The organism is Rathayibacter sp. PhB1 (assembly GCF_004362935.1).
In the GTDB taxonomy this organism is placed as follows: domain Bacteria; phylum Actinomycetota; class Actinomycetes; order Actinomycetales; family Microbacteriaceae; genus Rathayibacter; species Rathayibacter festucae.
The window spans coordinates 521,111-534,167 of the sequence record NZ_SNYD01000003.1 but is presented as its reverse complement, the minus strand read 5'-3'; the positions used below and the strand labels follow the sequence as shown (position 1 = coordinate 534,167).

The following is a 13,057-nucleotide window of genomic DNA, read 5'->3' as shown; positions in this document are numbered from 1 at the left end:
AAAGGACACCGTGCTCTCCCGCTCCGCCCGCACCCTCCGCACCGCTCCGGCGCTCCTCCTGGGCGCCCTCGCCCTCGCGGCCTGCTCCGCCGATCCCGCCGCAGCGCCGGTGGACGGCGCGACCGGCGAGGGACACGGCGCGATCTCGGGAGCCGCGGAGCTCGCCGAGCCCGCCCTCGGCCTCACCTGGATCGACCCGGCCGGCGCCGTCTCGCACCTCGACCTCCTCGACGAGACCGTCGCCGAGCTCGGCACGGTCGGCGCGCCGTCCGCGCTGACGACCGACGGCCGCTACCTCTTCGCCCAGACCGCCGCCGGTGTCGAGATCGTCGACAGCGGCGTCTGGACCTGGGACCACGTCGACCACTTCCACTACTACCGTGCCGACCCGGCGCTGCTCGGCACCGTCCCGGGCGAGGGGGAGGCGGTCGTCGCCACGACGAACCTGTCGACGTCCGGCGGCACCGGGCTGTTCTTCCCGGAGTCGGGCGAGGCGGTGCTCCTCGACATCGAGGCGCTGTCGAAGGGCGAGATCGTCGAGTCGTTCCGCCTGGACGGCGAGCCGGGGCCCGGGATGGTCGTCCCGGTCGGCTCGTTCGCGCTCGTCACCGAGGGCGCGGGGGAGTCGGCGTCGGTCGTCGGGCACACGTCCGACGGCGAGCGCACCGGCCTCGTCGAGGCGTGCCCGCAGCCCGCGGGGACGATCACCACCCGCGTCGGCGCGGTGATCGGCTGCGCGGACGGCGCGCTGCTCGCCACCGTCGACGGCGAGACGCTCGTCGTCGAGCGGATCCCCTACCCCGAGGGCACGACCGCGCCCGCCGCGACCGTCTTCGCGAACCGCGAGGGCCGGCCGACCGTCGCCGGGCTCGCCGGCGGTGACGGGATCTGGCTGCTCGACACCCGCGCCCGCTCGTGGTCGCTGCTCCCCGCGCCCGCGCCGCTGGCGCAGGTGACCGCCGTCGGCGACGAGGACGACCACGTGCTCGCGCTGGCGCAGGACGGCCGCGTGCTCGTGCTCGACGGCGCGGACGGCGCGGTGCTCGCGCAGACCGAGCCCCTCGCGGCCGAGTCGCTCGCCGCCGGCCTCGCCCCGACCCTCGTCGCCGACCAGCAGCGCGCCTACCTCAGCGCCCCCGCCGAGCGGCGCCTGCACGAGATCGACTACGCCGACGACGCCCGCCTCGCGCGCAGCTTCGAGACGGCGACCGAGCCGGCGTTCACCGCCGAGACGGGACGCTGACCATGGGACACCGACGACTCCGCGCACCGCTCGCCGTGGCCGCCGTCGCGCTGCTCGCCCTCACCGGCTGCTCGGCCGGCGCCGACGACCGCCCGCTGGTCATCGTCTCGACCAACATCCTCGGCGACGTCGTCGAGCGTCTCGTCGGCGAGGAGGCCGAGGTCGTGACGCTGATGAAGCCGAACGCCGACCCGCACTCCTTCGAGATCTCCGCGCAGGAGGCGGCGCGGCTGCGCTCGGCCGACCTCGTCGTCTCCAACGGCCTGGGTCTGGAGGAGGGGCTGCAGCAGCACCTCGACGCCGCGGCCGCCGAGGACGTGCCGGCCTTCGTCGCCGGCGACGCGATCGACGTGCTCGACTACTCCGAGGGCGACGCCGAGGGCAGCCCCGACTCGCACTTCTGGACCGACCCGGCGCGGATGATCGCCGTCGTCGACGCGCTCGCGCCGGTGCTGGCCGACCTCGACGGCGCGGACCCCGCGGCCCTGGAGCGGAGCGCCGCCGAGTACCGCGCCGAGCTCGAGGCGCTCGACGCCGAGATGACGACCGCCTTCGCCGCGATCCCGGAGGAGCGCCGCGCCCTCGTCACCAACCACCACGTCTTCGGCTACCTCGCCGACCGCTTCGACTTCGACGTCGTCGGCGCGGTGATCCCCGGCGGCACCACCCTCGCGGCGCCGTCCGCCTCCGACCTCGCCGACCTCGTCGACGCGGTCGAGGAGACCGGCGTCCCCACGATCTTCGCGGAGTCCTCGTCTCCCGACCGCCTGGTCCAGGCGCTCGCGAGCGAGGCCGACATCCGCGTCGAGGTGGTCGAGCTGTTCACGGAGTCCCTCACGGGACCCGAGGGCGGCGCCCCCGACTACCTCAGCATGATGCGCGTGAACACGCAGCGCATCGCCACCGGGCTCTCACCGTGAGCGCCCACGACCAGCACCAGGAGAACCACATCCCCATGCGCACCAGCCCCTTCCGCCGAGCGCCGCTCCGGCGAGCACCCCTCCGCCGAGCCGGCCTCGGCCTCCTCGCCCTCGGCACGATCGCGACCCTCGCGGCCTGCTCCTCGAGCGGCGCCCCCGCGGCCGATCCGTCCGCCGCCCCGACCCCGGCCGCGGCCGGCACTCGGCTCGCCGTCGCCTACGAGGGCGGCATCCTCGTCCTCGACGGCGAGACCCTCGAGACCGTGGCCGACCTGGACTCCGAGGAGTTCACCCGTCTGAACCCGGCGGGCGACGGCCGGCACGTCATGGTCACCATGAGCGAGGGCTTCCAGCTCCTCGACACCGCCGCCGGCACCGACGGCGAGCCCGAGCTCACCGACGTCGTCTTCGCCGCCGACACCCCCGGCCACGTCGTCCGCCACGGCGGCAAGACGATCCTCTACGCCGACGGCACCAGCGACACGACGGTCATCGAGACCGCGGACCTGGCCGACGCCGAGGGCGTGCCCGAGGTCGAGACCATCCCGGGCGTCCAGGCGCACCACGGGGTGTCGATCGTCCTCGAGGACGGCACCTTCCTCACCACGGTCGGCACCGCCGACGGCCGCACCGGCATCGAGGTGCGCGACGCCGCCGGCGCCGTGGTCGCCACGAACGACCAGTGCCCCGGCGTGCACGGCGAGGGCACGGCCGAGAACGAGGTCGTGGTCTTCGGCTGCGAGAACGGCGCCCTCGTCTACGACGACGGCGACATCACGAAGCTCGAGGCGCCCGACCAGCCGTACGGCCGGATGGGCAACGCCTGGGTCAGCGAGACGAGCCCGATCGTCGTCGGCGACTACAAGGACGACCAGGACGCGGAGGGCTACCTCCTGCACCGTCTCGCGCTGATCGACACCGAGGCGAAGACCCTGGACGTCGTCGACCTGCCCGAGGGCGTCGAGTACACCTTCCGCGGCGTCGCGCGCGGTCCGGGCGACCTCGCCTACCTGATCGGCTCGGATGGAGCGGTCCACGTGATCGAGCCGGAGACCGGGGAGATCACCGACTCGTACCCCGTCGTCGACGCCTGGGAGAGCCCCGTCGAGTGGCAGGACCCGCACCCCGCTATCACGGTGGCCGGTGACGTCGCCTACGTCACCGACCCGGCGGCGAACAGCGTCCACGCGCTCGACCTGACCACCGGCAAGGTGATGTCCAGCGCCGAGCTGGAGGTCACGCCGAACGAGATCGCGCTCGCCGCGAGCTGACGGGTACGACGACGGAAGGGCGCGGGGCTGCAGGCTCCGCGCCCTTCTCCGTGTCCGGTGCAGCTTTCGAGGGTGACCCGGACGGTCAGCCGGCGGCGCGGTTCCCCCGGCGGCGGCGGCCGAGGAGCAGGCCGAGCGCACCGAGGAGACCGAGGACCCCGGCGGCGGGCAGCGCGGACGCCGCGTCGACGCCGGTCTCGGCGAGGCTGGCGGCGGAGGCGTCGCGCGCCGCTCGCGCGCCTGAGACTCCGGTGCCGGTCGTGCCGGTGCCCGTGTGCGCGCTGCCCGCGGCTGCGGTGCCGGTGCCGGTGCCGCCGGTCGCGGTCGCGATCGCGCTCGTGCTGCCCGTGCCGGCAGCGGTGCCGACGCTGGACGTCCCTCCGCGGGTGCCGGGTACCTCCTTGAGGGGCGTCCACGGGCCCGGGGTCGCGGTGGGAGTGACCGTCGGGGTGCTGGTGGGGGCGGCCGTCGGAGATGCCGTGCCGGTGGGTGTCGGGGGCGGAGCTGCGGTGGGGGTGGCCGTCGGTTTCGGCGCTGCGGTGGGGGTGGCCGTCGGCGTGGGTGCTGCGGTGGGAGTGGGCGCTGCGGTGGCGGTGGGTGCAGGGGCGGGCGCTGCGGTGCTCGTGGCGGTGGGTGCCGGGGTCGGCGCCGCGCCCGTGCCGGCCTCCTTCGGGAACGGAAGATGGCCGGAGACCGTGACGGTGAAGAACCGATCGGCGGGAGTCTCGCCGGTCACGGTGGTGTCGAGGAGGGCCGAGCCTTCGTGCAGCTGTCTCTCCGAGACCCTGGTCTCGATGTGCAGTTCCGCGCTCGCCCCCACGGGCAGGTCGGCGATCGTCTCGCTGTCGTAGTCGTCGTCCCGCAGGCGGTGCAGGTCGACGTCGCCGGTGTTGGTGACCGCGATGGTCCACCGCACCCTCGTTCCTATCACGACCTGCTCGCCCGGTGCGAGGACGAATTCGCCCCGGGCTGTCGTCGTCACGGCCGGGTGCTCGGTCGAGGGGAGGGGAAAGGTGTACTCGTACTCCGGGGAGACGTAGGACGCACCGCTCGGCGTCGAGGCTCTGAACCTTCCTGCGATCGCGATGTACCCCAGGCGCACGTCGTCCTCGTCGAGGACGAAGACGTCCGGGAAGTCCTGCGATCCGCCGACGGGGAGCGTCTTCTTCGACTCCATCAGGAGGAGCGGGACGTCGCCGGTGTTCGTCACCGTCGTCGTGATCGTGACGACCGTGCCCGCTTTCGCGTTGTGGCCAGGCTCGATGTCCGACTCGCCTTTCGCCGTGATGCTCAGCGCGGGCCGTTCGGCGGCCGCAGGCGCCGGGGAGGGGGGCTGCGAGGTTCCCGGAGCAGGAGGCGGGGTGGTCGGCTCTGCGGCATGGGCGGCGACTGCCGTGGAGCTGAGAAGGCCGGCACTCAGCACGAGGGAAGCGGCGAGGGTGAGCGGTGCGCCGGGGGAGCGGCGCGGTTCACGAGTTCGGGGGCAGCGGGGGGGGACATCGGGACTCCTCGGGGGGTGCTGGCGGCGAAGGCGGACGGGCCTCACGGAGGGTCGCATCGTCGGCGCTGCTCCCGGGCATCGGTGGCGCAGAAGCGTCACTCCGGCGCTCGGGTGCATCGTTGGCGGAGAACAGCGGCGAGGCCGGTGGCGTCGAATCGAGTCGACGCCCCCGGCCTCAGGCGGGCTGCGCGGTGTCAGTCCGCGGGGCGGTCGCGACGGCGGCGGCGGCCGAGGAGCACGCCGAGCGCGCCGAGCAGACCGAGGATCCCGGCGGCGGGCAGCGCGGACGCCGCGTCGACGCCGGTCTCGGCGAGGCGGGCACCGGACACGTCCTTCGTCGGCCTCGTGCCGGTCACACCGGAGCCGGTCGCGCCGGAGCCGTTCGTGCCGGAGACGACGCCGGACGGGGTGCTGCCGGTGGTCCCGGTGGTCCCCGTGGTGCCGCGCACGGTGGTGCGGGCGTCGGTCGTCCCCGCGCTCGCCGTGGTGGCGCCGCTGCTCGCGGTGGTTCCCGTCGCGGTGGTGCCGGTCGCGGTGGTGCCGGTCGTCGTGACGACATCCGGTCCGACGGCACCCGGCGCGCCGGTCGCCGTCACGTCCGTGATGGTCGGGCGAGTGCCGGTGGTGCCGGTTGCCGGTGTGCCGCTGCCGGTCGGGCGCGGACCGGCGGTGCTCGGACGCGTGCCGGTGGTGCCGGTGCCCGATGTGCTGGTGCCGTCCGGTCCGGGAGTACCGGTCGCAGGGGTGCCGGTCCCGGTCGTGCCGGTTCCCGGTGCTCCTGTGCCGCCGCCGGTGGTGTTCGTACCCGGGTTCGGCGTGCCGGTGGGCACAGGGGTCGACGGGGTCCCGGTCGGCGCGGGAGTGGCCGGGGTCTCGGTGGGGGCGGGAGCTGCCGGGCTACCCGTGGGGGCCGGGGTCGTCGGGGTCCCGGTGGGTGCGGGAGTGACCGGCGTGCCGGTGGGTGCGGGAGCGGGCACGGTCCCGGTGGGTGCGGGGGTCGACGGTGCGCCGGTGGTTGCGGGAGTGGCCGGCGTTCCGGTGGGTGCGGGAGTGGGCACGGTCCCGGTGGTCGCGGGAGTGACCGGCGTGCCGGTGGGTGCGGGAGCGGGCACGGTCCCGGTGGTCGCGGGGGTCGACGGTGCGCCGGTGGGTGAGGGGGTGGCCGGGGTCCCGGTGGCTGCGGGAGCGGTCGGTGCGCCGGTGGGTGCGGGAGCGGGCACGGTCCCGGTGGATGCGGGAGTCGCCGGAGTCCCGGTGGTTGCGGGAGTGGCCGGTGTGCCGGTGGGTGTGGGAGCGGGCACGGTCCCGGTGGGCGCCGGAGTGGCCGGTGCACCCGTGGGTGCGGGAGTGGCCGGCGTTGCGGTGGGTGCAGGAGCGGGCACGGTCCCGGTGGTTGCAGGAGTGGCCGGCGTGCCGGTGGGTGCAGGAACAGGCACGGTGCCGGTGGGTGCGGTAGTGCCCGGCGTGCCGGTGGGTGCAGGGGCGGGCACGGTCCCGGTGATTGCGGGAGTGGCCGGCGTGCCGGTGGGTGCAGGGGCGGGCACGGTCCCGGTGGTTGCGGGAGCAGCCGGGGCGCCCGTGGGCGCGGGAGTGGCCGGCGTGCCGGTGGGTGCGGGTGCGGGCACGGTCCCCGTGGGCGCGGGAGTGGCCGGCGTGCCGGTGGGTGCGGGAGCGGGCACGGTCCCGGTCGTTGCGGGCGTGGCCGGGGTCCCGGTGGTTGCGGGAGTGGCCGGTGTGCCGGTCGGCACCGTGCCTCCCGTGGAGCCCGGAGTCGTGCCGGTGGGGGCCGGCTTCGGGATCGCGAGAACGATGGTGGCGGGGGTGGAGCGGTACTCGGCGCCCTGAGGTGTCCGCGCGGTGGCGTAGCCGCCCACGCGGCGGTACTCGCCCGCGTTCAGGTCCGACAGCGTGATCGCGTCCGAGAGGCGCTGGACGCTGACCTGGCCCGGCGCGAGGCTGAACGGCGGGAGTCCGGCGAGACGGATGTCGTTCAGTGCCACGTCGCCGCGGTTGGTCAGCGTGACGGTCGCATCGACCACGGTGCCGAGGGCGACCGGTGCGCCGGGCGCGAGCCGGAACGACGGGGCGTAGGCCACCTCCAGAGCGGGGTGCTCGACGGGCGCCGACGGGCCACCGGGCAGGGCCAGCTCGCCGACCACGGGGAGCGAGAACCGGCCCTGCGTCGAGCTGAGGTCCCAGGTGAGCGCGTACGACACCTTGCCGGCCTCGAGATCGGCCTGGGTGACGGTCCGCGAGAGCGTGACGTCCCGACCGGCGCGGCTCTGACCCGGCGGGATGGTGAGGCCGGATCCGGAGACCTGGACCGCGACGGGGCCGTCGTTGCGGAAGGTGACGATCCAGGTCACCTTCGTGCCGATCGTCGGCTTCTCGCCCGGCTTCAGCTCGAGCGTCCCCTTCGCCGTCGCGCTCACGAGGTGGTCCCCCGTGGCGGCCGGGGTCGGCGGAACGGGCGCGGGGGTCGACGGTGCGCCGGTGGGTGCGGGAGTGGTCGGCGTGCCGGTGGGTGCGGGAGCGGGCACGGTGCTGGTCGGCGTGGGAGCGGCCGGTGTGCCGGTGGGCGCGGGAGGGGCCGGTGTGCTCTTGGGGATCGGCAGCGCGACGACGATGTCGGGGGAGATGTACTGGACACCTCGGGGGGTGCGCGCCGTGACGTTCGCCGTGCGGCGGTATTCGCCGGCTTCCACGTCCCGCGCTGGGAGCGGGCCCGAGAGGACCCGGACAGCGCTCTCGCCCGGTGCGAGGGTGAACGGGGCCAAGCTGTTCAATCGGACGTCGGTGAGCACGACGTCGCCGCGGTTGACGATGGTGAAGGTCGTGTCGAGGACGGTGCCGGCGACGAGGGGTGCTCCCGGCCCGAGCTTCGGCGCCGTCGTGGTGGTCACGGCGAGGAGCGGGTGCTCGGCGGGGATCGCGAGCGTCGCGCCGCTGCGGACCGTGTTCGTCTTTCCGCCGGTCACGGCGGTCGCGTCGACGACGATGTGGGCGAGGCCGCTCGCCAGGTCGTCCTCGGTGACGGTGGACTCGAGGTGCAGCTGCGCGGTCCGGCCCTTGGCGAGGACCGCCAGCTTCTCGCTGGTGCTGCCGGGGCTGCCGGGGGCGGCGCCCACCCGCACGGCGACGAGGTCGCGCAGGTCGTCGGGGCCGGTGTTGGTCAGCGTCGAGGTCCAGCGGACCTTCGTGCCGGCCTTCACCTGCTCGCCCGGCTGCAGCACGAACTCGCCGCGGAACCTCCAGGACTCGTCGGTCGTGCCGCTCGCGGGGGACCCTCCGGCTCCGGCACCCGGCGCGGGGGCAGGCGTGGCGGTGCTCGGCGCGCCGGGGGCGTCCGGCTTCGGGAACGGGAGCCTCACGGAGGCCGTGGTCTGGTACACGGCGCCCCTCGGAGTGCGCGCGCTGACGACGCCGCCTTCTCGGTGGTACTCGCCGGCGAGCACGTCCAGCTGGTCGACCTTGTCGCGGACGGCGAGAACGGCCCGCTGACCCGGCGCGAGACTGAAGGGCGGGGTTCCGGTGAAGGTGATGTCGTGGAGGGTCACCTCCCCGCGGTTGGTCACCGTGACGGTCGAGTCCACCACGGTTCCGATGACGACCGGCTGACCGGGTGTCCGCTCGAACGTCGGGGTGTAGACCACCTCGAGGGCCGGGTTCTCCGCCGGGATGGGCAGCTCGGCTCGCACGGGGATCCAGAACACGCCCGCCGGCGTGACGATGCCCCAGCTGTTCGCGTACCTCATCACCCCGGCGTTCAGATCGGCCTGAGTGACCGTCTGCTCTTTCGCGTCGTCCCGACCGTTGCGGCTCTGACCCGCCGGGATGGAGAACGTGGTTCCGTAGACATCGGCGGTGGTCGTGCCGTTGTTCTGGAAGGTGATGCTCCACTTCACCTTCGTGCCGACCGTCGGCTTCTCGCCCGGCCCCAGCACGAACGTCCCCCTCGCCGTCGCGGTCACGAGGGAGTCCCCGGTGGTGGGCGCGGACGCCGGCGGCGCGGGCTGCTGCTGGGCGGCGGCGACCGGTGTCTCCGTCGCGGCGGCAGGTGCGTCGTCCACCGGCGTCGGCAGCACGACCGGCGCGGCCGGTGTCGGAGAGGGGGCCGGCGCGGCGGCCGGCGCGGGTGGCGCGGCCGCGACGGTCGGCGTCGTCATGATGTCGGCTGCGGCTGCGGCCGGGGCCGGGGCCGGGGCGGGATCGGCTGTCGGGGCAAGGTCGGCCGCGGGCGGGGTGGTCTCGGGAGTCGGCGCCGGGGAAGCGGGGGCGGGAGCGGCGTCCGGCGAGTCGGGGGTGGCGCCCGGTGCGGCGGACGCGGCGGCCTCCGGCGCAGCGGGTCCGGCCGACGGCGCGGCGTCCTCCGGTGCGATCGAGGGCGTGGGCGTCGGGAGCGCGGGCGCCGACGTGGCGTCCTGCGCCGGTGCCGCCGTCGCGGCGTCGGCGCGTCCTTCGGCGTGGGCGGCGACGGAGGTGGTTCCGAGCAGGCAGGCGCTCAGCGCGACGGACGCGGCGATGCTGAGGGGGGTGCTGGGCGTTCGGCGCGGTCTTCGGTGGTCGGGGCGTGAGGGGGTCAAGGGCACTCCTGGGCAGGGATCGGGGAGAGGTCGAAACGGTTCCGGGAAGGCTCACACAGGTGTATCCAGCGATGCGAACATCTGGCGCGGAAGCGGGTGCCCGGCAGTCTTCGGCAACGGTGGCGGTGCATGACGACCGAGGGCCGGTGGCGTCGATTCGAGTCGACGCCACCGGCCCTCGGCCTGACCGACGGTGCGTCAGTCGGCGGCGCGGTTGCGACGGCGGCGGGCGCCGAGCAGCATGCCGAGCGCGCCGAGGAGACCGAGGACGCCGGCAGCCGGCAGCGCGGACGACGCGTCGACGCCGGTCTGGGCGAGGTGGGCGGCGGAGGCGCCCCCGCGCCGCGGAGTCGGGCTCGCCGCGGCCGGGCTCGCAGCGGTCGGCGCCGATCCTGCGGCTGCACCGGGACGCGCGCCCGCGGCACCGGCGAGTGCGACGAAGCCCGCCGGGGCGGCCTCGTCCCCGGTCGCGGAGCCGACGGACGGTCCGGTCACGGAGGTGGTTCCTGCGGCGGTCGCGGTGTCCGTGGTCGTCCCGGTGCTCGTGCCCGTCTCCGTGCCGGTGCCCGTCTCCGTCGGCGTGCCGGTGGTGACTCCGTCCACTGTCGACGGGATCGGGAGGACGCCGAGGTAGGGCGCGGAGACGTAGTCGGGGTGGCCCTTCCGGGCGCCCGTGGCGGTGAAGATCCGGCGCACCACTCCCGCGTCGAGGTCCTCCTGCGTCACGGTGTCGGCCACCTGGTAGACCTTCGTCTCGCCGGCGGCGATGCTGCCCGGACCCTGCGGGTCGAGGTCGAGGAAGGAGACGTCGCCGGTGTTCTTCGCCGTGACCGTCCAGACGATCTTCGAGCCGACCGTGACGGGGTGTCCCGGCTCGAGGTCGAACGCTCCGGTGGAGCTCGCCTCGAGGCGCGGGTGCTCCGTCCCGATCGCGAGCTCGCCGGAGGCGTGGGTGGAGAAGGGGCTGTCGCCGGTCCGGCCCACGAGGTCGGCGACGAGGCGGGTGCGGTTCTCCGCGAGGTCCTGCGCCGTGACGGTGGTCTCGAGGTGCAGCTGCCGGGTCTCGCCCGGGGTCAGGACGGCGATGGTCTCGCTGCGAGCGTCGCCGTCGACGGAGAGGTCGTGCAGGTCCGCGCCGGTGGTGTTCGTGACCGTGACGGTCCAGCTCACCCGGGTGCCGGCCTCGACCTGCTCGCCCGCCGTCAGCTCGAACGCGCCCGTGGTGGTGACGGCGGCGCGTCCCTCGTCGGAGGGGAGGTCGAGCGTGCGGAGCAGCCGGAAGTCCACGGTGGAGCCTGACGGGGTCCGGCCGCTCGCGCGGAAGGTGTCGAAGGTGTAGCCCCGGGCGATGTCCTCCCGGGCGGCGGTGGTGTAGAAGGTGAGGTCCTTCGTCTCGCCGACGGCGAGGGTGGTGTGCTCTCCCGAGTCGGTGACGTGGACGTCGGAGAGGGCGACGTCGCCGGCGTTGGTGAGGGTGGCGGTCCACTTCACCGGCGTGCCGGCCAGCACCCGCCCGCCGGCCGGGAGCACGAACTCGCCGGCGATCCTCCCGGTGAGGGAGGGGTGCTCGGCGGCCGGAGCCGGAGCCGGCGTCGGCGTCGGCGTCGGCGTCGGCAGGGTCAGCTCGCCGCGCGCGGGGATCGTGTAGTCGCCCTTCGGGGCGTCGACGCCGAACTCGCTCTCGTAGCGCACGACGCCGGCGTCCAGGTCGGCCTGGGTGATCGTGCTCGGCTTGGTGGTGTCCTCGACGTAGCCGCTGCGGCCGGGGGCGAGTTCGAGGCTGGTCCCGTCGATCTTCACGGTGTCGAGGCCGGGGTGGAGGAAGGTGACGACCCACTTGACGGTGGTGCCGACCGTCGGCTTCTCGCCGGGCTTCAGGTCGAGGACGCCGCGGACGGAGGCCGTCACCCGGTCGGAGGCGGTGGTGCTCGGAGTGGGGGCGGGCGTGGTCGGGGTGGTCGTCGGCGCAGGGGTCGTGGTCGTGGTCGGTGCGGTCTTCGGCAGGTCGAGGGCGCCCTGGGCGCGGACGATCTGGCGGCCGTCGCTGGAGACGATGTCGTAGCGGCTGGTGTAGGTGACGCGCCCGGCGTCGAGGTCGGCCTGGGTGAGCGTGGTGGGTGCGAGGTTGTCCTCGACATCGCCGCTCTCGCCGGGCTCGAGGTGGAGCAGTGCCTTGAGGACGTCGACGGCGTGGGAGGTGGAGTTGTGGAGGGTGATCGTCCACTTGACCGTGGTGCCGACGCGGGGCTTCTCGCCGGGCTTGAGCTCGAGGGTGCCGCGGACGGAGGCGGTCACCTGGTCGGACGCGGTGGTCGTCGGGGTGGTGTCGGGCGTGGTCGTGGTCGGCGTCGAGGTGGGGCTCGTGGTCGGCGCGGGAGTCGTGGTCGGAGCAGGGGTCGTGGTCGGGATCGACGTGACCTTTGGGAGGTCGAGTGCGCCCTGTGCGCGGATGATCTGGCGGCCGTCGCTGGAGACGAGGTCGTAGCGGCTGGTGTAGGTGACGCGGCCGGCGTCGACGTCGGCCTGGGTGAGGGTCGTGGGCGCGAGGTTGTCCTCGACGTCGCCGCTCTCGCCGGGCTCGAGGTGGAGGAGCGCCTTGAGGACGTCGACGGCGTGGGAGGTGGAGTTGTGGAGGGTGATCGTCCACTTGACCGTGGTGCCGACCGTCGGCTTCTCGCCGGGCTTCAGGTCGAGGACGCCCTTCACCGTCGCGGTCACGCCGTCCGACGTCGATGCGGACGCGGCCGGAGTGGGCTGCTGCTGGGGTGCCGAGACCGGCGTCTCGGTCGCCGCTGCGGGCGCGTCGGCCGGTGCATCCTGCAGCGCAGGGGCCGGGGCGACCGGCGCCTCGGTCTCAGGCGCGGGCACGGTCGGCGCCGGGGTGGTGGGAGCGGCGGTGGCCTGCATCGTCGCTTCGCGGGACGCAGTCGCAGCGGATGCCACCGAGGCAGCCGGGGAGACGGGCGCCGGGGCGACGGGCGCCGGGATGGCCGTCGGGGCTGACGTCAGCGCGGCCGCAGCGGGCGCGGTCACGAGCGCGGTGGGCGCCGAGCCGACGGCCTGCGCGGTGGGGTCGACGACGACGGCCTGAGCGGCGGTCCCGGAGACGACGGGGACGGTGCCCTCGTCGGCGTGGGCGACGAGGGCGGTGGAGCCGAGCAGGCAGGCGCTCAAGGTGAGCGAGGCGGCGATGCTGAGCGGTGTTCCGAGGGACCGGCGAGGTCCCTGAACGTCGGGGCGGCGGGGGGTCATGCGAACTCCTAGGCGGTGGTGTTTCAGGTATCGAGTGAAGCTCGGAAACGATCACATCGGCGAGGAGGACTTGCCACATCCATGGCGTGAAGTAGGCAATTAGGCGCCCGATGTGAGTGATGGCACTGATGCGCAGTTGTGGCGGGCGTTGTGTCGAAACGGGCAGGTCGGCGACCAAGAAGGGCCGGTCACGGGACTGATCGGTCGGCGTTCTGCGAGGAGCGATGCCCCGAGAGTGAGAACGGCCCGAACCCGACCAGGTGGGCGGGTTCGGGCCGTCGTGGCTC

6 protein-coding genes are annotated in these 13,057 nt (G+C 74.6%); 3 read left to right on the top strand and 3 right to left on the bottom strand.

Going from position 1 to position 13,057, the window contains the following annotated elements; translation table 11 throughout:
- Positions 1–10 precede the first annotated feature (10 nt).
- From EDF17_RS10135 to aztD, 3 genes are read left to right on the top strand one after another with little or no spacing between them, the layout of a single operon-like run.
- Entirely contained in the window at positions 11–1,243 is a 1,233-nt protein-coding gene (locus tag EDF17_RS10135) for an ABC transporter (protein WP_123446981.1), read from the top strand.
- 2 nt (positions 1,244–1,245) lie between these two features.
- Positions 1,246–2,163, top strand: coding sequence for a zinc ABC transporter substrate-binding protein AztC (gene aztC, locus EDF17_RS10130; RefSeq protein ID WP_123446980.1), 918 nt, complete (start codon positions 1,246–1,248; stop codon positions 2,161–2,163).
- Positions 2,160–3,434: a zinc metallochaperone AztD gene (gene aztD, locus EDF17_RS10125; RefSeq protein WP_243732851.1), complete on the top strand. Its 1,275-nt coding sequence runs from the start codon at positions 2,160–2,162 to the stop codon at positions 3,432–3,434. Before aztC ends, aztD begins: the two co-directional genes overlap by 4 nt.
- A gap of 85 nt (positions 3,435–3,519) precedes the next feature.
- On the opposite strand, the gene EDF17_RS10120 is transcribed toward aztD, so the two are convergent.
- From EDF17_RS10120 to EDF17_RS10100, 3 genes are all read right to left on the bottom strand, one after another.
- The gene (locus EDF17_RS10120) at positions 3,520–4,644 is read right to left on the bottom strand and encodes an LPXTG cell wall anchor domain-containing protein (RefSeq protein WP_123446979.1); all 1,125 of its coding nucleotides are present in this window, start codon (positions 4,642–4,644) and stop codon (positions 3,520–3,522) included.
- Between the two features lie 485 nt (positions 4,645–5,129).
- Entirely contained in the window at positions 5,130–9,518 is a 4,389-nt protein-coding gene (locus EDF17_RS20470) for an LPXTG cell wall anchor domain-containing protein (RefSeq protein WP_185019983.1), read from the bottom strand.
- A gap of 198 nt (positions 9,519–9,716) precedes the next feature.
- Positions 9,717–12,770 (bottom strand): LPXTG cell wall anchor domain-containing protein, encoded by a 3,054-nt coding sequence (locus EDF17_RS10100; protein ID WP_123446978.1) that lies wholly within the window; start codon positions 12,768–12,770, stop codon positions 9,717–9,719.
- Between the last annotated feature and the right edge of the window lie 287 nt (positions 12,771–13,057).

Excerpts from the sequence above, each read along its gene's own strand:
- aztC (WP_123446980.1), top strand. The coding sequence starts at position 1,246 with ATGGGACACCGACGACTCCGCGCACCGCTCGCCGTGGCCGCCGTCGCG.
- EDF17_RS10100 (WP_123446978.1), bottom strand. The coding sequence starts at position 12,770 with ATGACCCCCCGCCGCCCCGACGTTCAGGGACCTCGCCGGTCCCTCGGA.